Origin of the sequence: Microbacterium sufflavum (assembly GCF_023091155.1) — a bacterium.
GTDB classification, from domain to species: Bacteria; Actinomycetota; Actinomycetes; order Actinomycetales; family Microbacteriaceae; genus Microbacterium; species Microbacterium sufflavum.
The window spans coordinates 646,272-669,574 of the sequence record NZ_JAHWXK010000001.1 but is presented as its reverse complement, the minus strand read 5'-3'; the positions used below and the strand labels follow the sequence as shown (position 1 = coordinate 669,574).

Sequence of the window (23,303 nt, the reverse complement as noted above, 5' to 3'; positions counted from 1 at the left end):
GGCGTCACCGCGCGGACTCCGGCGTCGGTACGGCGGGTTAGCCTGGAAGGGATGCCCGGGAGAGCTCCGCGCATCACCGAGGAGCTGCCATGACCGACCGCAATTACGACCTGTTCTCCGCTGCCCGCGCTGTGATCCCGGGCGGGGTGAACTCGCCGGTACGCGCCTACGGCTCGGTGGGCGGGACGCCGCGGTTCCTCGCTTCGGCGAAGGGAGCGACCGTCACCGACGCCGCCGGCCGGGAGTACGTCGACCTGGTGGCCTCGTGGGGTCCGGCGCTGCTGGGCCACGCGCAGCCCGAGGTGGTCGCCGCCGTGCAGGACGCCGCAGCGCGGGGTCTGTCGTTCGGTGCCCCGACCGAGGGCGAGGTCGAGCTGGCCGCGCTGATCGCCGACCGGGTGCGTTTTGGCGACATCCGACCCATCGAGCGCGTGCGCCTGGTGTCCACGGGGACCGAGGCGACCATGACCGCGATCCGACTCGCCCGTGGCGCGACCGGTCGCGACCTGCTGGTGAAGTTCGCCGGGCACTACCACGGCCACTCCGACGGGCTGCTGGCCGAGGCGGGGTCGGGCGTCGCCACGCTCGCGCTGCCCGGATCCGCCGGGGTGCCGGCACCCATCGCCGCACAGACGCTCGTCATCCGCTACAACGACCCCGAGGCGCTCGACGCGGTGTTCGCCGAGCATGGCCAGCGCATCGCCGCCGTGATCGTCGAGGCGTCCGCGGCGAACATGGGGGTGGTCCCCCCGCGGCCCGGATTCAACCGCCTGATCGCCGACACCGCACACGCTCACGGCGCGCTCATGATCCTGGACGAGGTGCTGACGGGCTTCCGCGTGCACCCGGCGGGGTTCTGGGGTCTGCAGGCCGCGGCGGGCGAGGACTACCTCCCCGACATCATCACGTTCGGCAAGGTCGTGGGCGGTGGCATGCCGCTGGCCGCGCTCGGCGGTCGCGCCGAGGTCATGGACCTGCTGGCTCCGCTCGGCCCGGTGTACCAGGCGGGCACGCTGTCGGGGAACCCGCTGTCGGTCGCCGCGGGTCTCGCCACGCTGCGCCTCGCGACGCCCGAGGTCTACGCCACGGTCGACGCCGCGGCGACCCGGGTGGCGACCGCGCTCGACACCGCCCTCAGCGACGCGGGCGTGACGCACGCGGTGGCGTCGGCCGGCAACCTGTTCAGCGCCTCGTTCCGCGCCTCGATCCCGCGCGACTACGCCGAGGCGCAGGCGCAGCAGTCGTTCCGTTACTCGGCGTTCTTCCACGCCATGCGCGAGCACGGTGTCGCGCTTCCGCCGAGCGTCTTCGAGGCGTGGTTCCTCACGGCGGCGCACGGTGAGGACGAGTTGCAGCGCATCGAGGCGGCGCTGGCGTTCGCGGCCCAGGCCGCGGCAGACGCCCGGCCCTGATGTATCCGTGCCCACAACGGATCGTTGCTTTCCTGTGAGCAACTTCCAGCCAACCAGGAGCGCCGCGCTGGCAGACTAAGGGGCATGGTGACGTTGCTGCTGGACCAGACGCAACTCGAAGTCGTGCTCTCGCCCATCGAACGTGCCGCCACCTTCCACCGTGAGAACGTGCGGATCCCGCGCGACACCATCACCAAGGTGCAGCTGACGGACGACGCCTGGACCTGGCTCCGCGGTGTGCCGAACCCCGGGACCCACATTCCGACCGTGCTCGCCGCCGGCAGTTGGAAGGCCGCCGGAACCCTCGACTTCGTGCTCATCCGGCGGCGTCGCCCGAGCGTCGTGATCGACCTCGAGGGCGACCCGCAGTACAACCGGCTGATCCTCACCACGCGGCACGGCCTCGCACTCACGCAGGCGCTGCGGCTCGAGGTGTCGGACGAGCCGGCGAGCGTCGAGGAGATCGTCGCCACCGCACCGACGCCCGTGTCGAAGGGCAGCCGTCGTCCGGTCATCCGCCCGCGGCCGGCCTAGCAGCCCCACGAACGACAGACGCCCTCCCGGCCGTAGCCGGGAGGGCGTCTCGTGTCTCGGGCTCAGCCGCGGTGCTCGTCGCCGTCGGTGTGCTGCTCGCGATCGTGCCCGTCGTGATCGTGCTCGTCGCTCTGCCCGTCGTCGTGACCGGGGCCTTCGCTCTGCCCGTCGTCGAGTCCGTGGCCTTCGCGGTCGCTGTTCTCGTCGCTGTGCGCTTCGCTGTGCTCGCCGTCGTGATCGCCGCTGTGCTCGCCGTCGTGCTCGTCGCTGTGCTCGCCGCTGTGATCGCCGTCGTGATCGCCGCTGTGCTCGCCGTCGTGATCGCCGCTGTGCTCGCCGTCGTGATCGCCGCTGTGCTCGTCGTCGTGCTCGGGCACCGCGTGCCCCTCGCCGTCCTGCACCTCGGCGACACCGTCGTCGGGCTGGTGGTGCGCGTCGGCGGTGCCGTGGTCGTCCTGACCATCGGTCGCGGTGTCGCGCGCGAGCGGGACGGTGTCGATCACGCCGGTGGTCGCGACGCTCCAGTGGGCCCCGGCGTCGTGCGGCTCTCCCGGCGCGCCGGTCGCGGGCATGCTGTCGGCGGTGCTCAGCGGGTAGTCCCGCGGCTCGTCCTCGTAGTACGCGCGTGCGGCGGCGGAGAGCAGGGAGCTGACGGCGGCCGCGCGGGGGTCTTCGTCCTCGTCCGGGGTCGCGGCTCCGTCCGTGCCGACCGCCTCGAGCGGCGCCTCCTCGGCATCGCGGTCGCCGTGGTCGGCCTCGTCGGTCTCGTCCGCCTCCTCGGCGTCGTCCAGCTCGGCGAAGAACTCGATGCCCGCGGGGTCTTCCTCGATGGACTCGTCATCGGCGGTGCTCACCGGCTCGTCGTCCGCCGGAACCGGATCTGCGGCGGGCTCGTCGGACGCGATCCCGGTGTCGTCCGCCGGCGCCTCATCCGCCGGGCTCTCGCTGTCGTGGGCGTCATCGACGGAATCCAGCGCGGACTCCTGATCGTCGGCGAGGGGCTCGTGGTCCGCGGGCTCGTCTACTGGAGTTTCGTCTGCCCCGGTTGCGTTCTCCGGAGTCTCGTCTGCCTCGGTTCCGTTCTCCGGGGCCTCGTCCGCCCCCTCCTCGGTCGGTGCGGAACCGGTGCTCCGCGCCGAACCGCCCGTTGACTCCGCGTCGTCCGAGCCGGTCGGGACATCACCCTCGGAGTCCTGCTCGTCGCTGGACACATGCTCCGGGGACGCGCTGTGGTCGTCGTCGGCGGACTCCGGCGTCGTCGCGAACAGCTGTGCGAGGCTGCGTCGGGTGGGCCGCTCGGTCGGCTCATCCTCCTGGACCGGCGCGGTGCCGCCGAACAGGATCTCGTCGAACGAGGTCGCCGGCTCCGCGTGCGACTCGGACAGGGAATCGCCATCGCCGATCCGCGCCGCGTCCTCCATCGTCACGGGACGCACGTCTTCTTCCACCGGGACGACCGCGACCGGGCCGGTGATCGCCGTGACCTCCGCCACGGTCTCGATCACGTCGGAGTCCTCCGTGTCGGCGGCGGCGAGGTCCTCCGACGCGGGCTCCGCGTCGGTCGACTGCTCGTCCACGTCGTCGTCTTCCGCCGTGGCGTCCGTCGGCTCGGGCATGGTCTCGGTGGTGAGGTCGTCCGCGAGAGCGGCCGCACCCCCGGCAGCCAGAGCCGATGCGGCCGCACCGGCGCCCGCTGTCGCCACGTCGGCGGAGGAATCGCTCGCCTCATGGTTCGTATCGGTCGCTGCCGTCTCGCCCGGCGCCGCCCCGCCCGCGGCAGCCGCCGCTGTGCCGAAGCGACCACCGCGCATCAGATCGATGAAGACATCTTCCAGCGTGGGCCCGCGCTGCACGAGGGTGCTGAGGGCGATGCCGGCCTCAGCGGCCACGGCACCCACCGTGCTCGCGTCGGCTCCGCGCACGGTCAGCCCGGAGCGCAGCACCTCGATGTCGAAGCCCGCCGCCACCAGCGCCGTCGTGAGGCCGGGACGATCCACGGAATCCACGATGACAGACCCGCCGGCCGGGTCGGCCAGGGTCTCGATGCCGCTGGACAGCACCAGCCGTCCCTTCGACAGCACCAGCACGTGGTCGGCCACCTGCTCGATCTCGCTGAGCACGTGCGACGACACCAGGACCGTGCGCCCCTCGTCCGCGAGACGGCGCATGAGCAGACGCATCCAGCGGATGCCCTCCGGGTCGAGGCCGTTCGCCGGCTCGTCGAAGACCAGGGCACCGGGGTCGCCGAGCAGCGCGTGCGCGACGCTCAGCCGCTGCCGCATGCCGAGGGAGAAGCCGCCGATGCGGGAATCGGCCTCGCTCTCCAGGCCCACGAGCGACAGGACCTCGTCGACGCGGGACAGGCGGATGCCGTTGGCCTTCGCGGCGATGGTCAGCTGCCGGCTGGCCGTGCGGCGAGGGCGGTAGACCGTCTCCTCCAGCACGGAGCCGATCGTGCGCAGCGGCTGGCGCAGCTCCGGATACGCGACGCCGCCGATCGTGGCGGTTCCCGACGTGGCACGCACCTGACCGAGCAGGATGCGGAGAGTCGTGGTCTTTCCGGCGCCGTTGGGACCGAGGAAGGCGGTCACGGCCCCGGGCTCGACGCGGGCGGAGAAGTCCGAGACGGCGGTCACCTCGTTGAAGCGCTTCGTCACATTCGTGAACTCGAGCACCTGTCCTTCAGGCATCCGGCACCTCTCGTCGCGATGAACAGTTCCCCCTATCCTGCCGGAAAACCGCCCCGGAACCCGCATTCCGTGCGGAATTCCACCCCTGGTGAGAAGGTAGCCTGGCACCCGTGACCGATACCTCTGCCGCCCCCCGTGTCCTCGTCCGCACGGAAGGAGCGCTCGGACGGCTCACCCTCAATCGCCCCGAGGCGATCAACGCGCTCGACGAGGACATGATCGCCGAGATCACCCGGGCGCTGATGGCGTGGCGTGACGACTCCGACGTGCAGATCGTGCTGATCGACGGCGAGGGCGAGCGCGGCATGTGCGCGGGCGGCGATGTGCGCCGCCTGCACGAGCAGATCGTGTCCGGTCACCCCGAGCGGTCGGCCGAGTTCTTCCGCGCCGAGTACGCGATGAACGCGATGATCGCCGAGTACCCCAAGCCGGTCGTGGCGCTGGCCGACGGCATCACGATGGGCGGCGGCATCGGGCTCGCCGGGCACGCGGCCATCCGGATCGTCACCGAGCGGTCGAAGCTCGCGATGCCGGAGACCCGCATCGGCTTCACTCCCGACGTCGGTGGCACGTGGCTGCTCGGGCGGGCGCCGGGACGGTTCGGCGAGTACTTCGGGCTGACCGGGGCGACCATGAGCGCCGCCGACGCGGTGTACCTCGGGTTCGCCGACCACGTGGTGCCCTCCGACCGCCTCGACGCCCTGCGCGACGCGCTCGCGCACCGCGCCGACCCGACGAGCCCCAGCGAGATCGTGCTGCTGTTCGACGAGACGCCGGAGCCGTCGGCCCTCCCGGCATCGCGCCCCTGGATCGACGAGGCGTTCTCCGCGCCGACCGTGCCCGAGATTTTGGAGCGGCTGCACGCGCAGGGCACGACCGAGGCCGCAGCCGTGGCCGATCTCCTCGAGGGGCTCGCGCCGACCGGGCTGGTCGTGACGCTCGACGCCGTGCGTGAGGCGCGGGAGCTGCCGGGACTGCGCGCCGCGCTCGAGGGGGAGTACCGACGGGTGCTGTGGTTCGTCAACGAGCACCCGGACCTCGTGGAGGGCATCCGCGCGCAGCTGGTCGACAAGGACCGCAACCCGAAGTGGCAGCCGGCGACCCTCGCCGAGCTGCCGGCGGACGCGGGTGCGCCGGCCCGCGACTACACGCCGCAGCCGCCGCTGTTCTGAGGGTCAGTCCGCTCGCTGACGCGGGCGTCGATCGGGCAGGCTTCCGGCGGGCCCTTCTTCGTCACCGTGCAGAAAAGTGCTGATCGCACGGGATGCGGTTCGCTGTGAGCGAAGGTCCGCCCCCAGGGGGATACGAATGTCCCCGCTTCGTGGCACGCTGTCCTATGGCCGGTCGTCGGTCGGCATCCGTCTGCCGGGAGATCCGCCGCCTCCTCCTTCCTAGAAAGTCCGCCTGTGCTGGGAAAAATCCTCCTCCGCTATCTGTCCCGATATAAGTGGCTCCTCGTGGCCGTGCTGGTCTTCCAGTTCGCCAGCGCGGCTGCCACCCTCTACCTGCCCCGCCTCAACGCCGACATCATCGACAAGGGCGTCGCGCAGGGCGACACCGCCTACATCTGGCGCACCGGTCTGTTCATGCTCGCGGTCTCCCTGGGCCAGATCGTCGCCTCCGTGATCGCGACCTTCTTCGCCGCGCGCGCGGCGATGGGCGCGGGTCGCGACATCCGTGCCGACGTGTTCGGCAAGGTCAGCGGCTTCTCCGAGCGCGAGGTGTCGCAGTTCGGCGCCGGCTCCCTCATCACGCGCAACACCAACGACGTGCAGCAGGTGCAGATGCTGGCGATGATGGGCGCGACCATGCTCGTCACCGCGCCGCTGCTCGCGATCGGCGGCATCATCTTCGCCGTGCAGACCAACGCCGGGCTCAGCTGGCTCATCGCCGTGTCGGTCCCCGTGCTCCTGCTCCTGGCGGCGCTCGTGATCGGCCGCATGGTGCCGCTGTTCCGCAGCTACCAGGGCAAGCTCGACAACGTCAACCGCATCATGCGCGAGCAGCTCACCGGCGTGCGCGTCGTCCGCGCGTTCGTGCGCGAGCGCATCGAAGAGGAGCGCTTCCGCGGAGCCAACACCGACATCATGGTCGTCGGCCGCAAGGTCGGCTCGCTGTTCGTGCTGCTGTTCCCGCTGTTCATGCTCATCCTCAACGTGACCGTGGTCGCCGTGATCTGGTTCGGCGGCATCGAGGTCAACAACGGCACCGTGCAGGTGGGCACGCTGTTCGCCTTCATGCAGTACATCGGCCAGATCATGGGCGGCGTCATCATGGCCAGCTTCATGGCGATGATGATCCCGCGCGCCGCCGTCTCGGCCGAGCGCATCGGCGAGGTGCTCAACACCGAGTCGACCATGACGCGCCCCGCGAACGGCGTCACCGAGTTCCCGACGCCGGGTGCGGTCGCGTTCGACGACGTCGCCTTCACCTACCCGGGCGCCGACGCGCCCGTGCTGACCGGCATCAGCTTCGCGGCGCAGCCGGGTGAGACGGTCGCGATCGTGGGTTCCACGGGTGCGGGCAAGACCACGCTGGTCTCTCTCATCCCGCGTCTGTTCGACGTCTCGAGCGGCTCGGTGCACGTGGGCGGCACCGACGTGCGCGAGGCCGACGTGGAGGCGCTGTGGGACAGCATCGGTCTGGTTCCGCAGCGTCCGTTCCTCTTCACCGGCACCGTCGCGTCGAACCTGCGCTACGGCCGGGAGGACGCGACCGATGAGGAGCTGTGGCACGCGCTCGAGATCGCCCAGGGGCGTGACTTCGTGGAGGAGATGCCCGACGGGCTCGAGTCCCGCATCGCCCAGGGCGGCACGAACGTGTCGGGCGGCCAGCGCCAGCGCCTCGCGATCGCGCGGGCCATCGTGCACCAGCCGAAGGTGCTCGTGTTCGACGACTCCTTCTCGGCGCTCGACCTGACCACGGACGCGCGACTGCGGCAGGCGCTGTGGCGCGAGCTGCCGCACGTCACGAAGATCGTGGTCGCCCAGCGTGTCTCCACCATCACCGACGCCGATCGCATCGTGGTGCTCGAGGGCGGCACGATGGTGGGCGTCGGCACGCACGAGGAGCTGCTGGAGACCAGCGGCACCTATCGAGAGATCGTCGAGTCGCAGCTGGGGGTGGACGCATGAGCGCGCAGGACGACAAGCGCAGCGCCGCACCGAAGCGCGGGCGGGGAAAGGGCCCGGCGCAGACCGAGGAGCGCGAGCTCACGGCGGAAGAGCAGTACGAGGCCGAGCTCGCGGAGCAGGCACGGCAGAACGGCGGCGGCTGGGACAGCGTCGCGCCGGGCAAGGCCGACAACTTCGGGCCGAGCTTCGCCCGCATGATCGGACTGCTCAAGCCCTCGGCCGTGTGGTTCGTGTTCGTGTCGATCCTCGGGGCCCTGGGCGTCGTGCTGACGGTCGCAGCTCCCAAGGTCCTGGCCGAGGCGACCAACATCGTCTACCGCGGCTTCATCTCCATCCAGCTCGGCCAGCCGAACGGCGACTTCCCCGGCTTCCCCGCCGGAACGTCGCAGGACGTGGTGGTCGATGCGCTGCGCGGAGCGGGGCAGGACGACTTCGCCAACCAGGTCGGCGCCCTCGGCGACTTCCGGGTCGGCGACGGCATCGACTTCGATGCTCTGCGCTGGGTCATCGCCGCCGTCCTCGCGATCTACGTGGTGGCCGCGTTCCTGAGCTGGCTGCAGGGATACGTGATCAACGTCATCATGGTGCGCACCATGTGGCGTCTCCGCGAGGCCGTCGAGGCGAAGATCAACCGGCTGCCGCTGTCGTACTTCGACAGGGTGCAGCGCGGCGAGCTGATCTCCCGCGTCACGAACGACATCGACAACATCACCCAGACGATGCAGCAGTCCCTCTCCGGGGCCCTGACCGCCGTGCTCACCGTGGTCGGCGTGCTGGTGATGATGTTCTCGATCTCGTGGCAGCTGGCACTGGTGGCCCTGGTCGCGCTGCCGCTCATGGGCGTGATCTTCGGCGTCATCGGCCCGCGCTCGCAGAAGGCCTTCGGCACCCAGTGGCGCAAGGTCGGCCGCCTCAACGCCCGCGTCGAGGAGGCTTTCTCCGGGCACGCGCTCGTGAAGGTGTTCGGTCGGGAGCAGGACGCGCTCGACAAGTTCAAGGCCGAGAACGAGGAGCTGTTCCAGGCGAGCTTCAAGGCGCAGTTCCTGTCGGGCATCATCATGCCCGCCATGACCTTCGTCGGCAGCCTCACCTACGTCGGCATCGCGGTGCTCGGCGGCCTCATGGTCGCGAACGGTCAGCTGCGCCTCGGCGACGTGCAGGCGTTCATCCAGTACTCGCAGCAGTTCACGCAGCCGCTGTCGGAGCTGGGCGGCATGGCAGCGGTCGTGCAGTCCGGCACGGCGTCGGCCGAGCGGGTGTTCGACCTGCTCGACGCCGACGAGCAGGAGCCCGACGAGGCCGACGCCCCGCGGCTCGGCGACGGCAAGGGCGTGATCGAGTTCGAGAACGTGTCCTTCTCCTACACGCCGGAGCGACCGCTGATCACCGACCTGTCGTTCCGGGTGGAGCCGGGCCAGACGGTCGCGATCGTCGGGCCGACCGGCGCGGGCAAGACCACGCTGGTCAACCTGATCATGCGGTTCTACGAGCTCAGCGGCGGGCGCATCACGCTCGACGGTCAGGACATCTCGCAGATCACGCGCGACGACCTGCGCTCGCGCACCGGCATGGTGCTGCAGGACCCGTGGCTGTTCGCCGGGAGCATCCGCGAGAACATCCGCTACGGTCGCTCCACCGCGACCGACGAGGAAGTGCTCACCGCCGCCAAGGCCACGTACGTCGACCGGTTCGTGCACGCCCTCCCCGAGGGCTACGACACCGTGCTCGACGAGGATGCGTCCAACGTGTCGGCCGGTGAGCGGCAGCTGATCACGATCGCGCGCGCGTTCGTCGCCCAGCCGTCGATCCTCATCCTGGATGAGGCCACCTCGGCCGTCGACACCCGCACCGAGCTGCTGCTGCAGCACGCGATGGCCGCGCTCCGCCAGGGGCGCACGTCGTTCGTGATCGCGCACCGCCTGTCCACCATCCGCGACGCCGACCTCATCCTCGTGATGGAGCACGGCGACATCGTGGAGAAGGGCACGCACGACGAGCTCATCGCCGCGCAGGGCGCCTACTGGCGGCTGTACCAGTCACAGTTCGAGCAGGCCGCGACCGACCTCGACGCGGAGGAGGCCCTCACGGGCTCCACGCCCGTGGTCGTCACGGGGGAGGCCGCCGACGAGACGGCACGGGAGCAGGCCGACGACGCGATCGCCGGAGCCTCGGTCGGAGCGAACGTCCCGGCCGCGGAGGCCGCGGCCGCACGAGCGCTGCTCGATGACGGCGCCGAGGGCGCGGACCCCCGCGCCTGACACCTCGGCGGTCCCGCACCAACGACACGACGCCCCGCTCCGGATCCTCGGAGCGGGGCGTCGTCGTCTGCGCGGCCGGTGAACGGCGGCGCCTGGCTCAGTCGGTGTGGACGGTGATGCCCAGCAGATCGAGCGGGTGCGTCAGGCGCCACCAGGGACTGGGGCCCTCCACGTCTTCGCGCAGCACGAGGGCCGTGTCCTCCGTGTCGAGTGGCCCGGTGGTGGTCAGCGTGCCCACGCGGTCGTCGGCCTCTCGTCGCTCGCCCAGGTCGAACGCGGCGGTCGCGGTCGCGGCGGCACCGTTCCACAGCACGACGTCCGCGTCCTCCGCGGTGACCACTTCCACCTCCTCGCCCCACATCGTGGTGACGCGACCGACCACCGTGCCCGCGGCGACGGCCGGTTCCTCCGTCTGCAGCTCCGCCTCCGCCTGACTGAACAGCGCGCGGGTGGCCGCGAGCCGCGACTCGTCGTCGGCCTGATCCAGCACTGCCGCGAACAGCCGCACGGTCGTGTCGCCCACCTCCACATCCTTCGCGGTGAGGAGGTTCCACCCGACCAGGGTCCCGGTCTTGATGCCGACGACGCCCGGATCGGCCAGCATGCCGTTGGTGTTCACGACCGTCCCCGCGCCCGGAAGCTCGACCGAGGCGGTGCCGACGATCTCCGCGAACACCGGGTTGCGCATGGCCAGCTCGCCCAGCGCGATCAGCGCCTCCGGCGTCGCGACGTTGCGCTCATCGAAACCCGACGGCGTCACCACCGTGATCCCGGTCAGACCACGCTCGCTCAGCCACTCCTCGGCCGCCCTGGCGAACTCGGAGTTCGACCCCCAGATCTCCGAGGCCAGCCGATCGATGTAGTTGTTCGCCGAGCCGAGCAGCGTGCCCTGCAACAGCTGATACTCCGTGAGCACACCGTTGACCGGGACGTCGAGCGCCGACTGATCCTGGCGTCGATAGTCCCAGTAGCGCACGCTGTCGCCGCGGGTGAAACGGAACTCCGGTCCCTGCTCACCCGGCGCGAGCGGCATCCGATCCAGCACCATCAGGCTGCTGACGACCTTCGTGATGCTCGCGATGCTCACCGCATCCGGGATCGACGCCGACGTGGTCATGCCGGCGACCCCCACGGCCGCGCTGCCCTCCGCAGGCCACGTGAGCTCGGCGGCCGTGGCGGGCGTCGTCTCGAACTGCACCGCCTCCACCGCCGGGGGCACCTCGTGCAGCGGCCACAGCAGCGTCGTGCCCGAATAGGCCAGGACGAGCCCGGCCAGCACGCCCAACGGCACGAGCAGGCCGGGGCGCGCGATGGCCGGACGCAGCCGGGCCCCGCGGAACAGGCCCGCGGCGGTCTCTTCCTCGGGCTCGGCATCGAGCGAGACGGCGGGAGCGTGCGCCGCGACATCGGCGGGATCCACCCAGGTCAGCGCGGTCGCCGGGGTCGCGTCATCGGCCCAGTGCGCGGCCGCACCGGACAGGAGGGCGACCGCGGCATCGTCGTCTTCGGCCGGGGGAGCCGGCTCCGACACCCTCGCGCGGAACGGCGGCTTGGTCAGCGGCGGCGTCGCTGCCGTGATCGTAGAGGAGGCGGCGTCCGCGGCGGGCGGGGCCGACGCGACGGACGCGATCGCGGGATCAGCGGAGGGGGAGGCGTCGGCCGCGGGGCGGTCGGTGCTCCCGTCCGCGTCGCCTGCGTCGGCGGCGGCGTCGGTCGAGGAGGCGGAGTCCGCGGCGGGCGGGGCCGACGCGACGGACGCGATCGCGGGATCAGAGGAGGGGGAGGCGTCGGCCGCGGGGCGGTCCGTACTCACGTCCGCGTCGCCTCCGGTCGCGGCGCCGTTCGCGGAGGCATCGGTCGCGGTCGCGGTGCGCGCACGGTCGCCGAACAGCGCGCCGAGACCGGAGGTCGACACGGCGGAGGCGGCGGGAACCCGCGCCGGGGGTCGCGCGTCGTCGTCGCCCGCGTCGTCGCTCCCGGTCGGTGGGGTGGTGGTCGCCCGCGCCCGCGAGCGCAGCGCGGACGTGGGGGCGTCGTCGGAGGGGGCAGCAGTCGGAGCGGGGCCGTTGCCGCCGATGCCCGTCGCCTCGCCGGCGGGATCGGATGCGGTCACCCGCTTACGGTACCGAATCCGGCCGGGAATCGGCCGCGCCGGGGCGGCGACGCGCCAACCGGCGGACCGGGTAGGATCGTCAGCACAACCACGGGAGTCCGGCGAGCCGGGCTGAGAGGGAGCGAATCGCGCTTCGACCGTCGAACCTGATCTGGGTCATGCCAGCGCAGGGAGGAGTTCCTATGAGTACGTCCACGTCCACGTCCGCATCCGCGAAGACCTCGACGGCGGCCGCGCCGCGCAACTACCTGCGCTGGCGCATCGTCGACATCGTCGTCGCCAGTGTCCTCGGTGTCGCCGCCGGCCTGATCTTCCTCGCCTGGAACGTCGGCTACCTCGGCCCCAAGGCCCTCCTCGAACCGCTGCTCCCCGGGCTGCAGGGCCTGCTCGACGGCCCCTGGCTGTTCGCGGGCGTGCTCGGCGGACTCATCATCCGCAAGGCCGGAGCCGCGATCTACGTCGAACTGCTCGCCGCCGTCGTCTCGGCGCTCATCGGCAACCAGTGGGGCGGCTTCCTCACCCTGGAGGCCGGGCTCGTGCAGGGGCTCGGCGCCGAGCTCGTCTTCCTGCTGTTCTTCTACCGTCGCTGGTCGCTGCCCGTCGCGATCCTCGCCGGTGCGGGCGCCGCACTCGCGGGCGGCATCAACAACCTCGTGCTCTGGTACGCCGGATCCGGCCCGGCGTTCACGACGATCTACCTGCTCAGCACCGTCGTCTCCGGCGCGGTGATCGCGGGGGCGCTGTCGTGGGTTCTGGCCAGGGGCATCGCGGCGACCGGCGCGCTCGACCGGTTCGGCTCCGGCCGCGAGGCGCGCGTCCGCGTCTGATGGGGGCCGAGCAGGCCACCCCCGCCGCCGTCGAGGCTCGAGGGTGGGGGTGGCGTCACGCGAGTCGCCTCGCCTGGGCCCTGCGCGACGTGTCGTTCCGCATCGAGCCGGGCGAGCGCGTGCTCGTGCTCGGCGCATCCGGCGCGGGCAAGTCGACGCTGCTCCACGGGCTCGCCGGCGTCCTCGGCGGCGAGGAGGAGGGCGAGAGCGAGGGCCGGCTGCTCGTCGACGGCGCCGCGGCGACCGCCACCCGGGGTCGCGCGGGACTGGTGCTGCAAGACCCCGACTCGCAGGTGATCCTGGCACGCGTGGGCGACGACGTCGCCTTCGGCTGCGAGAACCTGGGCATCCCGCGCGCCGAGATCTGGCCGCGCGTCACCGCGGCCCTGGAGGCCGTGGGGCTCGACGTGCCGCTCGACCACCCCACCAAGGCGCTGTCGGGCGGCCAGAAGCAGCGCCTCGCGCTCGCGGGACTCCTCGCCATGCGCCCCGGACTGCTGCTGCTCGACGAGCCCACCGCGAACCTCGACCCGCACGGGGTGGCGGAGGTGCGCGACGCGGTGTCGCGCCTGCTCGACACCCACCCCGCCACGCTCGTGGTCGTGGAGCACCGGCTCGACGTGTGGCTGCCCCTCATGACCCGCGTGATCGTGATCGGCGAGGGCGGCGTGGTCGCCGACGGCCCTCCGCACGAGGTGCTCGGGGCGCAGGGGCAGCGGCTCGCCGACGACGGGGTGTGGGTCCCCGGGCATCCGCCCGCGTTCCCGCCGCCGCCGCGCACGGCCCCCCGCGAGGTGCTGCTCTCGGCGCGCGGGCTCGCGGTCGCCCGGGTGAAGGGTCGCCCGGTCGCCACGGGCATCGACCTCGACGTGCACGCGGGAGAGGCCGTCGCGGTCACCGGGCCCAACGGCGCCGGCAAGTCGACGCTCGGCCTCACGCTCGCGGGACTCCTTCCGCCCGCGGGGGGAGCAGTGGTCGCCGCGCCCGAGCTCGCGGACGGCGCCGACCCCGCGCCCATCCGGTGGAGCTCGCGCGACCTGCTCACCCGCGTCGGCATGGTGTTCCAGGAGCCGGAGCATCAGCTGCTCGCCACGACCGTGCGCGACGAGCTCGCCGTCGGCCCCCGCGCGCTCGGCCTCCCCGAGGACGAGATCGCCGCGCGCACCGACGAGCTCCTCTCCCGCCTGCGCCTCGACCGTCTCGCGGCCGCGAACCCGTACACGCTGTCCGGCGGGGAGAAGCGGCGCCTCACGGTCGCGGCCGCGATCGCCACACGCCCCCGGGTGCTCGTGCTGGACGAGCCCACGTTCGGGCAGGACGCGCGTACGTGGGCGGAGCTGGTCGCGCTGCTCGCGGCCTTGCGCGACGAGGGGTCGGCCGTGGTCGCGATCACGCACGACCTCGACGTGGCCAGAGCCCTCCACGCCACCCGGTTCGACCTGGGCGGCATGCCGTGACCCTGCTCGACGCGAAGGCCCGCACCGGCGCGGTGGCCCGCATCAACCCGGTCGCCAAGCTCGGCGTGAGCGCGCTGATCGCCGTGCCGCTCATCCTCACGCTCGACCCGGTCTCGGCCGCGGTAGCCCTGGCGCTCGAGTTCGTGCTGTTCCTGTTTGCGGGCATCGGCTGGCGGGAGTTCTGGGTGCGCACGTGGCCGGTGTGGCTCGCGGCGCCGCTCACCGGGCTCACGATCGCGCTGTACGGCGAGACCTCCGGCACCGTGTACGTGGACTGGTTCGTGCTGCGCATCAGCGAGGGCTCGCTCGCCCTCGCCGTGGCGACGATGCTGCGCGTGCTCGCGATCGCCCTGCCGTCCGTGGTGCTGTTCGTGACCGTCGACCCCACCGACCTCGCCGACGGGCTCGGGCAGATCCTCCGCCTCCCCGCCCGGTTCGTGCTGGGTGCGCTCGCGGGCCTGCGCATGGTCGGGCTGTTCCTCGACGACTGGCGGGCGCTCGAGCTGGCGCGGCGCGCACGCGGGGTGGCCGACCGCGGGCGCCTGCGCCGTTTCTTCGGGATGGCGTTCGCGCTGCTGGTGCTGTCGATCCGCCGCGGCGCCAAGCTCGCCACGGCCATGGAAGCGCGAGGGTTCGGAGCGCCGGGGCGCCGCACGTGGGCGCGCGAGTCGCGGTTCGGGGCGGCGGAGTGGCTGCTGCTCGCGGTCGGCGCGGCCATCTCCGGCATCGCGGTCGCGGCGGCCGTGCTCACCGGAGCCTGGAACTTCATCCTCGGTCCCGGCGCCTGAGCCTCACCCCGTTTACGCGAGGGGCGGGAGATACGTCAACGCGCCGTGGCTAGCGTGACGAACGGAGTGAGAAGCCGACTCAGCCGAAAGGACTCCGCACATGAGCACTGCACCCACCGACGGTCAGCCGATCTTCACCCGGCCGGGGGAGGCCACGGTCGCACCGCGACACGTGATCCCCGACGCCGAGTCGCTCCCGTCGACCGCGAAACAGATCGTCGAGGACGAGACCATCCTCGACGGCAACGCCCGTCTGAACCTCGCGACGTTCGTGAGCACCTGGATGGACGACGAGGCCAAGCAGGTGTACATGGCCTCGTTCGACAAGAACATGATCGACAAGGACGAGTACCCGCAGACCGCCGCGATCGAGGACAACTGCTGGCACATGCTCGCGAACCTCTGGCATGCGCCGGATGCCGCCCGCAGCATCGGCACGTCCACCATCGGCTCGTCCGAGGCGTGCATGCTCGGCGGGCTCGCGTTCAAGCGCCGGTGGCAGCAGGCGCGTCGCGCCGCGGGGAAGGACGCCTCCTCGCCGAACCTCGTGATGTCGAGCGCCGTGCAGGTGTGCTGGGAGAAGTTCTGCAACTACTTCGACGTGGAGCCGCGCTTCGTGCCGATCAGCGAGGAGCACAAGACGCTCGACGGGCACGAGCTGGAGAAGTACGTCGACGAGAACACGATCGGGGTCGTGGCGATCATGGGCGTCACCTACACCGGCATGTACGAGCCGGTCGCGCAGATCGCGGCGGCGCTCGACGAGATCCAGAAGAACACGGGGCTCGACATCCCGATCCACGTGGACGGCGCCTCCGGGGCGATGATCGCCCCGTTCCTGCAGCCCGACCTGGAGTGGGACTTCCGCCTGGAGCGGGTGCACTCCATCAGCACCTCCGGCCACAAGTACGGGCTCGTGTACCCCGGACTCGGGTGGGTCGTGTGGCGCGACGCCCAGTGGCTGCCGGAGGACCTCGTGTTCCAGGTCAGCTACCTCGGCGGGGAGATGCCCACGTTCGCACTGAACTTCTCGCGCCCCGGCGCACAGGTGCTGCTGCAGTACTACCTGTTCCTCCGCCTCGGCTTCGAGGGGTACCGGGCGGTGCAGCAGGCGTCGCAGGACGTGGCGAAGTTCCTGTCGGCGGGCATCGCGAAGCTCGACGCGTTCGAGCTGTGGAACGACGGCAGCGACATCCCCGTGTTCGCGTGGCGGTTGAAGCAGGGGCATACCGACAACTGGACCCTGTACGACCTGCAGGATCGGTTGCGCATGCGCGGCTGGCTCGTGCCCGCCTACCCGATGCCCGCCGACCTGGAGGAGCTCACGGTGCAGCGCATCGTGGTGCGCAACGGCCTCAGCATGGACCTGGCCGCCGAACTGCTCGACGCGATCACCGCCGAGGTCGCGCACCTCGACGCCCTCACCGCGCCGATGCCGGGCGACCACCCCGACTCGGCGTTCCACCACTGAGGCGCGGGTCATGTCTGCACACGGTGCCGAACACGCCCCCCGTCCCGCCGTCACCTCGTCGACCCGCGTCTCCCGGCCCGCGGTGGCCGTGCTGGGGGTGGGGCAGCTCGCCCTGCTGACGCTCGTCGTGGTGGCGAGCCTGCGCTCCCTGCCGGCGATGGCGGTCTACGGCCTCGGGAGCATCATGCTCTACCTCATCCCGGCGATCCTGTTCCTGGTGCCCACGGCGCTGGTGGCGGCCGAGCTCGCGACCGGGTGGAAGGGCGGCGTCTACGTCTGGGTGCGCGAAGCCCTCGGCAACCGCTGGGGGTTCACCGCGGTGTGGCTCCAGTGGATCCAGAACGTGGTGTGGTTCCCCACCCAGCTCGCCTTCGTGGCGGGCGCGCTGGCGTTCGTCTTCCTGGATCCGTCGCTGTCGAGCTCGGGCTTCTTCACCGCGGTCGTGATCATCGTCTGCTACTGGGGTGCGACGCTGGTCACCCTCCGCGGCGGCGACCTGTTCGCCAAGCTCGGCTCATGGGGCGGCATCCTCGGCACGCTGCTGCCCGCCGTGCTGCTGATCGTGTTCGGCGCGGTCTGGGTGTTCAGCGGCGAGAAGAGCCAGGTCCCCCTCGAGGCGTCGGCGATGATCCCGCCGTTCACCGGGCTCGCCTCGATCGTGCTGATCGTGTCGAACGTGCTGGCCTACGCCGGTATGGAGGTGAACGCGGTGCACGTGAACCAGATGAAGGACCCCGGCCGCGGCTACCCCCGCTCGGTGTTCCTCGCGGCGGCGCTCATCCTGCTCGTGTTCATCCTGCCGACCCTCGCGATCGCGGTCGCGGTGCCGCCGAAGGAGCTCGGTCTCACGAACGGCATCATGCTCGCGTTCGGGGAGTACTTCGACCACTGGAGCATGGGCTGGGCCACCGCGGTGGTGTCGGCCCTGATCGCCGCGGGCGCCCTCGCCTCGGTCGTGACCTGGGTCGCCGGCCCGTCGAAGGGCGTGCTGGCCGCGGCGGAGACGGGGCTGCTGCCGCCGCTGCTGCAGAAGAGGAACAAGGCGGGCGTGCAGTCGGGCATCCTGATGCTGCAGGGCACGATCGTGACGGTGCTCGCGGCGATCTTCATCATCGTGCCGAACGTGAGCGCGGCCTTCGTCGCGCTGATCGACATGGCCGCCGCGCTGTACCTCGTCATGTACATGCTGATGTTCGCCTCGGCCCTCGTGCTGCGGCGGAAGGCGCCGGACGTGAAGCGCGCGTACCGGGTGAAGGGGCTGCCGCTGGTCGCCGGGGTGGGCTTCGTCGCCTGCCTGGCCGCGTTCCTCCTCGCGTTCATCCCGCCGGACGGCTTCACCGCGTTCCCGCCCGCGGCCTACCCGTGGATCGTGGGGGCGGTGATCGTGGTGCTGGGTGCTCCACCCCTGGTGTTCTACGCGGTGCGCCGTCCGTCGTGGGACCGCCGGCCGGCGGACGGCAGCCTGCCCAGCGACGCCCACCCGGAGGCCTGAGCGCCCGGAACCGACGCCGACCCGCCGCCCGTCACAGGGGTAGCGGGTCGGCGCCGTCTTCGCGGGAGCCGTACCCCCAGCGGAGCGCGATCAGCCCCGGCGCGAACCCCGAGCGCACGGTGGTGGCCGTGCGGTTCGCGGGAGGCAGCGGCACGATCTCCTCCTCGCCGCCGACCATCGTGACCTCTTCGATCCAGGTGGGCGACGGCGACCGCGCGAGGTCCACGTGCAGGAGCAGCTCGGGCGTGCGGTACATGCTCGCGTAGGTCACGAGCCGGTCGCGCGGGTAGGGGAGCGGGTAGTGCAGGGTGAACTCGATGAGCGCGGACTGCCGCTGCTCGGGCGGATCGTCGACGGCGAGGAGCATGCCGAACGCCATGCGCGAGGAGTGCGCGTGGCGCTGCACCACGCGGCACCCGGTCACCGCGGTCAGCTCGGGCCACACGTCGGTCGGCACCCCGGGAAGGTCGATGTACGGGATGAGGCCGGCTCGTCCGCTGGGGGGCCGGAGGATCGCGCGGTAGTGGATGGTGTCGACGAGGCCGTGCGCGTCGGTGGTGCAGACCGCGTGGACGGAGTGGGTGTTGAACGACGCCGCGGGGTCGATGCCGAGCGCGCGGAACGTGTCGAGGATCGGCCCCTCCCTCGTCCAGTCCTCGCAGGGTGCCCGCGGCTTGGGTGGACGTCCGGCGCGGCGGCTGTGTCCGATGCGTCGCTGCAGGGTGCCGCTGTCGAGCAGGAGCAGCGTCTCGAGCTCCTCGACCGCAGCGAGCGAGCAGACCCCCTCGGGTTGCCGCGTGCCGTTCTGCCAGCAGCTGAGGGTGGCGATCGAGACGGGGTTCCCGTGTCGTCGGAGCCGATCGCTCAGCTGCGCGAGGGACGTGCCGCGGGCCGCGATGGCCTCCCGCAGTGTCTCGGCGAACCCGGCGACGGGAGCGGGTGGCGACGGATCGAGGTGCATGAGGCCTCCTGATCGGGGGGTCGTCCCACCCATGACACCAGATCAGACATCAGATGTCGAGAGTTCGTTGCCGCATCCCGACCTGCGCGCCGCCGGCCGGGAGGGTCAGGTGGCGTTCCAGAGGTCGCGGTAGTACGCCATCCGCTCCCGGTCGGGTTCGAGGCCGTACGCCTCGACGAGGGCGTCTTCCCACCCCGGGCCGTAGTTCCACCCGGTGCTCATGGCGGCCACGGCGATGTCGGCCCAGCGGTCGGCGACGCCCAGCTGCGCGAGGTCCACGTGCGCGAGCCACCGGCCGTCCGTGCCGATCAGGGTGTTCGGGCAGCAGGCGTCGCCGTGGCTCACCACCGCGCGGTCGATCGGCGGCGGAGTGCGCAGCGACTCCGGCACCACGATGCCCCGGCGCTCCGCGTTCGCGATGCGCGACGGCACGCTCCACTCCCACGGGCACTCGGCCACGGGCAGCGCGTCGTGCAGCGCCCGCAGCGCCTCACCCACCGCGCGCACGGCGGTCGCGGGCTCGGTCGTCCACCGGGGATCCACGGCGCTCAGGCCGTCGAGGGCCGCCGTCACCAGCCACTCGTGCGTCTCGTCCTCGCCGCTGTCCAGCACGGTCGGCGCGCTGATCCACCGCGCGGCCCAGCGCATTCGCTCGGCCTCGTCGCGCAGCGTGGACTCGAGGTTGCGCGGACCCCACTTGATGTAGAACGGCTCGCCGACGCCGGTCGCGCGGAACGTGAGACCGCCGTCGTCGTTCCGCCAGACGCAGACGAGGTCTGCTCCGCGGGACAGCTCGCGCACCCGGTCGGGGACGACGACGGACTCGGCGGGGATCGTCATGCTCCCATCCTGCCGGACGCGCGGACGCTCAGGGCCGGCCGGTCGCGCGAGGAGCGGACGCCGTCTCCGGACGGGCGGTGTCGTAGGCTCGCCTCGACGCCGTCCCCTCACGCCCGGTCGCACCGGCACCACCGCGGCCCGGGTTCGTCCTGGAACCAGGAACCACCTAGGCTGGGACTGCGTTTCAGGCATGTCGCACGACGTTCGAAGGAGAACCTCACATGCAGATCAGCGGACAGGGCGCCCTCGTCACCGGAGGGGCGTCGGGCCTCGGGCTCGCCACCGCGCGTCGCCTCGCGGCGGCCGGAGCCCACGTCACGATCATCGACCTCCCCTCCTCGGCGGGTGCCGAGATCGCGGAAGAACTGGGCGGGATCTTCGTGCCCGCCGACGTCACGAGCGTCGACGAGGTCGCGGCCGCGGTCGCCGCCGCACAGGCCGCCGCCCCGCTGCGCGTGGTGATCAACTGCGCCGGTATCGCCCCGCCCGCCAAGGTGCTCGATCGCGAGGGCAACCCCGCGGTGCTCGCCGACTTCGAGCGGATCGTGCGCATCAACCTCGTCGGCACCTTCAACGTCATCTCGCAGGCCGCGGCCGTGATCGCGAAGAACGAACTGCACGACGAGGAGCGCGGCGTCATCGTCAACACCGCCAGCGTCGCGGCGTTCGACGGTCAGATCGGGCAGCCCGCGTACTCCGCGTCGAAGGGCGGCGTGCACGCCATGACCCTCCCGATCGCTCGCGAACTCGCCCGACACGGCATCCGCGTGTGCACCATCGCCCCCGGCATCATGGAGACCCCGATGCTGATGGGGCTGCCGCAGGAGGCGCAGGACTCGCTCGGCCAGCAGGTGCCGTTCCCCGCCCGCCTCGGCCGACCGGACGAGTACGCCGCCCTCGCGCAGCAGATCGTCGAGAACGGCTACCTCAACGGCGAGACCATCCGCCTCGACGGCGCCATCCGCATGGCACCGCGCTGACCACCCGCCCCGAAGGAGAACCCATGTCACTCGCCGGCAAGACCATCCTCATGTCGGGCGGCAGCCGCGGCATCGGCCTCGCGATCGCGCTGCGCGCCGCCGCCGACGGCGCCAACATCGCCATGCTCGCCAAGACCGACACCCCGCATCCGAAGCTCGAGGGCACCGTGCACACCGCGGCCGAGCAGATCCGCGCGGCCGGCGGCCAGGCGCTGCCGATCGTCGGCGACGTGCGCGAGGACGACGACATCACCGAAGCGGTCATGAAGACGCAGGGCGAGTTCGGCGGCATCGACATCGTGATCAACAACGCCAGCGTGATCGACCTGTCGCGCTCGCTCGACCTCTCGGCGAAGAAGTACGACCTGATGCAGGACGTCAACGTGCGCGGGACGTTCATGCTGTCGCGGGCGGCCGTGCCGATCCTGAAGGACGCCGAGAACCCGCACATCCTGTCGCTCTCGCCGCCGCTGAACCCCAGCCCGAAGTGGCTCGGGGCGCACACGGGCTACACGCTCGCGAAGTTCGGCATGACCATGGTCACGCTCGGGCTCGCGGCCGAGTTCGCGCGCGACGGCATCGCCGCCAACACGCTGTGGCCCCGCACGACCATCGCGACCGCCGCCGTGCAGAACCTCCTCGGGGGCGACAGGGTGATGGCCGCGAGCCGCACGGCCGACATCTACGCCGACGCCGCCTACGCGGTGCTGTGCCGGCCGGCCGCGACCACCACGGGGCAGTCGCTCATCGTGGAGGACGTGCTGGAGGCCGAGGGCGTGACCGACTTCTCGCGCTACGCCGCCGTGCCCGGCACCCCTGACAGCGCCCTGTTCCCGGACATCTTCCTCGACTGACCCGGTCCGCGCGGGATCAGAAGAGCAGGTAGAGCGCGCCGAGGATCGTGAGCGCGATCACGATGCGGTCGAACACCCGTTGATCGAGCCGTCGTGCCACGCGCAGTCCGAGGAGGGCGCCGAGCACCACCAGCGGCGCGAGCAGCGCGTCCGTCAGCAGCACCGGCGCGGTGAACAGTCCGATGCCGGCGAGGAACGGCACCTTGATCACGTTGATGATCGCGAAGAACCAGGCCGAGGTGCCCAGGAACACCTGGACCGGGGTGCGCGTCGCCAGGAAGTACATCGACATCACGGGTCCGCCGGCGTTGGCGACCATCGTCGTGAAGCCGCCCAGGGTGCCGTAGGCGCCGGCGAGCACGAGTCCGCCGCGGGGCGTGACCGTCGTCTCGACGCGCGACTGCCGCCATCGTCGCCACAGGGTGACGGCGATCATCAGCAGCAGGATCACGCCGATCGCGCGCCGCACCACGTCGTCGCCCGTCAGGGCGAGGAAGGCGAAGCCGAGCAGCAGTCCGGCGATGACGGCGGGGGCGAGTCGCAGCAGTGTCGGCCAGTGGGCGTGCCGACGGTAGGCGAGGAGCGCGAACACGTCGCCCACCATGAGCAGCAGCAGCGTGGCCGCGGTCGAGGTGCGGGCGGGCAGCACCGCGGCGAACAGCGCGATCGCGAGGATGCTGCCGCCGGGCAGTGCGGTCTTGGAGATGCCGATCACGACCGCGGCCAGGCCGAGCGCCGCCCAGGCCCACGCGTCGAGCGCCATCACCGGCGCAGCTCGTCCGCGATGTCTTCGAAGCCGCGGGCGGTCGCGAGGTCGAGCGGGAGCACGCCGTCGCCGTCGCGGATGGTCGGGTCGGCGCCGCCGTCGAGCAGGGCGCGCACCACGGCGACGTAGCGCCCCGAGCCGTCACCGAGCACGATCGCCTCGTGCAGCGCCGTCCACCCCAGGTTGTTCACGTGGTCGGGGTCGACGCCCGCATCGAGCAGGATCTGCACGGTGTCGAGCAGTCCGCGCTCTGACGCGGGGATGAGGGCGGTGCCGCCGAAGCGGTTGGTGCTGGTGAGGTCGGCGCCGTTGTCGAGGGTGAGGCGCAGGATCTCGTCGTGACCGCGGGCACCCGCGTACAGATAGGCCGAGTCCTGGATGTCGTCCTTCGCGTTCACGTCGGCACCCGCGGAGATCAGCGCGCGGGCGGCCTCGACGTGGTTCGCCTTGGTGGCCGCGACCAGTGCGGTCATGCCGCCCTCGCCGCGGGCCTCGATGTCGGCACCGGCGTCGAGCGCAACCCGGACGGCGGCGGCGTCACCGCGGGCGGCGGCGTCGAGCAGGGCGGACGTGGCGTCGCGCGGGGCGGGCGTGGTGTCGGTCATCGGGGCCTCCGTGGTGGGTGCGGCCGGGTGCGTGGCGGTGGTCGCCGTGCACGCCGAGGTGAGCAGGGCGACCCCCGCGAGGGCCGCCCAGAGCACGCCCCGCCGCATCCGCATACCTCTG

At 71.8% G+C, this 23,303-nt stretch carries 18 protein-coding genes and 1 riboswitch; of the genes, 12 read left to right on the top strand and 6 right to left on the bottom strand.

The features are described from left to right. Positions 1–89: 89 nt before the first annotated feature. On the top strand, positions 90–1,412 hold the full coding sequence (gene hemL / locus KZC56_RS03385) for a glutamate-1-semialdehyde 2,1-aminomutase (RefSeq protein WP_247637868.1): 1,323 nt from the start codon (positions 90–92) through the stop codon (positions 1,410–1,412). Between the two features lie 84 nt (positions 1,413–1,496). Then, on the top strand, positions 1,497–1,946 hold the full coding sequence (locus KZC56_RS03380; RefSeq protein ID WP_136030722.1) for a hypothetical protein: 450 nt from the start codon (positions 1,497–1,499) through the stop codon (positions 1,944–1,946). 62 nt (positions 1,947–2,008) lie between these two features. Here the strand turns inward: KZC56_RS03380 and KZC56_RS03375 are convergent, their stop codons facing one another. Then, complete coding sequence (locus tag KZC56_RS03375; RefSeq protein WP_247637867.1) at positions 2,009–4,636, bottom strand: ATP-binding cassette domain-containing protein; 2,628 nt, start codon at positions 4,634–4,636, stop codon at positions 2,009–2,011. Positions 4,637–4,746: 110 nt separating this feature from the next. On the opposite strand from KZC56_RS03375, the gene KZC56_RS03370 reads away from it, so the two are divergent. From KZC56_RS03370 to KZC56_RS03360, 3 genes are all read left to right on the top strand, one after another. Further along, on the top strand, positions 4,747–5,808 hold the full coding sequence (locus KZC56_RS03370) for an enoyl-CoA hydratase/isomerase family protein (RefSeq protein WP_136030720.1): 1,062 nt from the start codon (positions 4,747–4,749) through the stop codon (positions 5,806–5,808). Positions 5,809–6,042: 234 nt separating this feature from the next. Continuing rightward, complete coding sequence (locus KZC56_RS03365) at positions 6,043–7,770, top strand: ABC transporter ATP-binding protein (protein WP_136030718.1); 1,728 nt, start codon at positions 6,043–6,045, stop codon at positions 7,768–7,770. Then, positions 7,767–10,028: an ABC transporter ATP-binding protein gene (locus tag KZC56_RS03360; protein WP_247637866.1), complete on the top strand. Its 2,262-nt coding sequence runs from the start codon at positions 7,767–7,769 to the stop codon at positions 10,026–10,028. Before KZC56_RS03365 ends, KZC56_RS03360 begins: the two co-directional genes overlap by 4 nt. Positions 10,029–10,125: 97 nt before the next feature. Here KZC56_RS03360 and KZC56_RS17765 read toward each other — a convergent pair whose 3' ends face one another. Continuing rightward, entirely contained in the window at positions 10,126–12,141 is a 2,016-nt protein-coding gene (locus KZC56_RS17765) for a D-alanyl-D-alanine carboxypeptidase family protein (protein ID WP_247637865.1), read from the bottom strand. 80 nt (positions 12,142–12,221) lie between these two features. After that, a riboswitch (TPP riboswitch) is annotated at positions 12,222–12,333 on the top strand. Between KZC56_RS17765 and KZC56_RS03350 the strand changes: the two genes are divergently transcribed. The 5 genes from KZC56_RS03350 (at position 12,324) to gadC (ending at position 18,176) form a co-directional block, all read left to right on the top strand. Beyond that, on the top strand, positions 12,324–12,968 hold the full coding sequence (locus KZC56_RS03350; protein ID WP_247637864.1) for an ECF transporter S component: 645 nt from the start codon (positions 12,324–12,326) through the stop codon (positions 12,966–12,968). It overlaps the preceding riboswitch by 10 nt. Beyond that, entirely contained in the window at positions 12,968–14,425 is a 1,458-nt protein-coding gene (locus KZC56_RS03345) for an ABC transporter ATP-binding protein (RefSeq protein ID WP_206253498.1), read from the top strand. The genes KZC56_RS03350 and KZC56_RS03345 overlap by 1 nt, the downstream gene beginning before the upstream one ends. After that, entirely contained in the window at positions 14,422–15,213 is a 792-nt protein-coding gene (locus KZC56_RS03340) for an energy-coupling factor transporter transmembrane component T family protein (protein WP_206252502.1), read from the top strand. Before KZC56_RS03345 ends, KZC56_RS03340 begins: the two co-directional genes overlap by 4 nt. A gap of 100 nt (positions 15,214–15,313) precedes the next feature. Beyond that, positions 15,314–16,684, top strand: coding sequence for a glutamate decarboxylase (gad, locus tag KZC56_RS03335; protein WP_136033349.1), 1,371 nt, complete (start codon positions 15,314–15,316; stop codon positions 16,682–16,684). A gap of 10 nt (positions 16,685–16,694) precedes the next feature. Continuing rightward, positions 16,695–18,176: a glutamate/gamma-aminobutyrate antiporter GadC gene (gene gadC, locus KZC56_RS03330; protein ID WP_247637863.1), complete on the top strand. Its 1,482-nt coding sequence runs from the start codon at positions 16,695–16,697 to the stop codon at positions 18,174–18,176. 31 nt (positions 18,177–18,207) lie between these two features. Here gadC and KZC56_RS03325 read toward each other — a convergent pair whose 3' ends face one another. Then, positions 18,208–19,137 (bottom strand): helix-turn-helix domain-containing protein, encoded by a 930-nt coding sequence (locus KZC56_RS03325; protein WP_247637862.1) that lies wholly within the window; start codon positions 19,135–19,137, stop codon positions 18,208–18,210. Between the two features lie 105 nt (positions 19,138–19,242). Beyond that, positions 19,243–19,977, bottom strand: a complete 735-nt coding sequence (locus KZC56_RS03320; RefSeq protein WP_247637861.1) for an aminoglycoside 3'-phosphotransferase — start codon at positions 19,975–19,977, stop codon at positions 19,243–19,245. 221 nt (positions 19,978–20,198) lie between these two features. Between KZC56_RS03320 and KZC56_RS03315 the strand changes: the two genes are divergently transcribed. Next, positions 20,199–20,957 carry an SDR family NAD(P)-dependent oxidoreductase gene (locus tag KZC56_RS03315; RefSeq protein WP_136033355.1) on the top strand — a complete coding sequence of 253 codons (759 nt, stop codon included), beginning with the start codon at positions 20,199–20,201 and terminating at the stop codon, positions 20,955–20,957. A gap of 23 nt (positions 20,958–20,980) precedes the next feature. Beyond that, the gene (locus KZC56_RS03310; protein WP_136033357.1) at positions 20,981–21,811 is read left to right on the top strand and encodes an SDR family oxidoreductase; all 831 of its coding nucleotides are present in this window, start codon (positions 20,981–20,983) and stop codon (positions 21,809–21,811) included. 16 nt (positions 21,812–21,827) lie between these two features. On the opposite strand, the gene KZC56_RS03305 is transcribed toward KZC56_RS03310, so the two are convergent. Both KZC56_RS03305 and KZC56_RS03300 read right to left on the bottom strand, forming a co-directional pair. Further along, a complete protein-coding gene (locus KZC56_RS03305; RefSeq protein WP_372490548.1) occupies positions 21,828–22,577 on the bottom strand; it encodes a sulfite exporter TauE/SafE family protein in 750 nt (249 codons plus the stop codon). Then, on the bottom strand, positions 22,574–23,296 hold the full coding sequence (locus KZC56_RS03300; RefSeq protein WP_240744631.1) for an ankyrin repeat domain-containing protein: 723 nt from the start codon (positions 23,294–23,296) through the stop codon (positions 22,574–22,576). The genes KZC56_RS03305 and KZC56_RS03300 overlap by 4 nt, the downstream gene beginning before the upstream one ends. Positions 23,297–23,303: the final 7 nt, after the last annotated feature.

Excerpts from the sequence above, each read along its gene's own strand:
- hemL (WP_247637868.1), top strand. The coding sequence starts at position 90 with ATGACCGACCGCAATTACGACCTGTTCTCCGCTGCCCGCGCTGTGATC.
- KZC56_RS03380 (WP_136030722.1), top strand. The coding sequence starts at position 1,497 with ATGGTGACGTTGCTGCTGGACCAGACGCAACTCGAAGTCGTGCTCTCG.
- KZC56_RS03375 (WP_247637867.1), bottom strand. The coding sequence starts at position 4,636 with ATGCCTGAAGGACAGGTGCTCGAGTTCACGAATGTGACGAAGCGCTTC.
- KZC56_RS03360 (WP_247637866.1), top strand. The coding sequence starts at position 7,767 with ATGAGCGCGCAGGACGACAAGCGCAGCGCCGCACCGAAGCGCGGGCGG.
- KZC56_RS03350 (WP_247637864.1), top strand. The coding sequence starts at position 12,324 with ATGAGTACGTCCACGTCCACGTCCGCATCCGCGAAGACCTCGACGGCG.
- KZC56_RS03345 (WP_206253498.1), top strand. The coding sequence starts at position 12,968 with ATGGGGGCCGAGCAGGCCACCCCCGCCGCCGTCGAGGCTCGAGGGTGG.
- gad (WP_136033349.1), top strand. The coding sequence starts at position 15,314 with ATGAGCACTGCACCCACCGACGGTCAGCCGATCTTCACCCGGCCGGGG.
- gadC (WP_247637863.1), top strand. The coding sequence starts at position 16,695 with ATGTCTGCACACGGTGCCGAACACGCCCCCCGTCCCGCCGTCACCTCG.
- KZC56_RS03325 (WP_247637862.1), bottom strand. The coding sequence starts at position 19,137 with ATGCACCTCGATCCGTCGCCACCCGCTCCCGTCGCCGGGTTCGCCGAG.
- KZC56_RS03320 (WP_247637861.1), bottom strand. The coding sequence starts at position 19,977 with ATGACGATCCCCGCCGAGTCCGTCGTCGTCCCCGACCGGGTGCGCGAG.
- KZC56_RS03315 (WP_136033355.1), top strand. The coding sequence starts at position 20,199 with ATGCAGATCAGCGGACAGGGCGCCCTCGTCACCGGAGGGGCGTCGGGC.
- KZC56_RS03310 (WP_136033357.1), top strand. The coding sequence starts at position 20,981 with ATGTCACTCGCCGGCAAGACCATCCTCATGTCGGGCGGCAGCCGCGGC.
- KZC56_RS03300 (WP_240744631.1), bottom strand. The coding sequence starts at position 23,296 with ATGCGGATGCGGCGGGGCGTGCTCTGGGCGGCCCTCGCGGGGGTCGCC.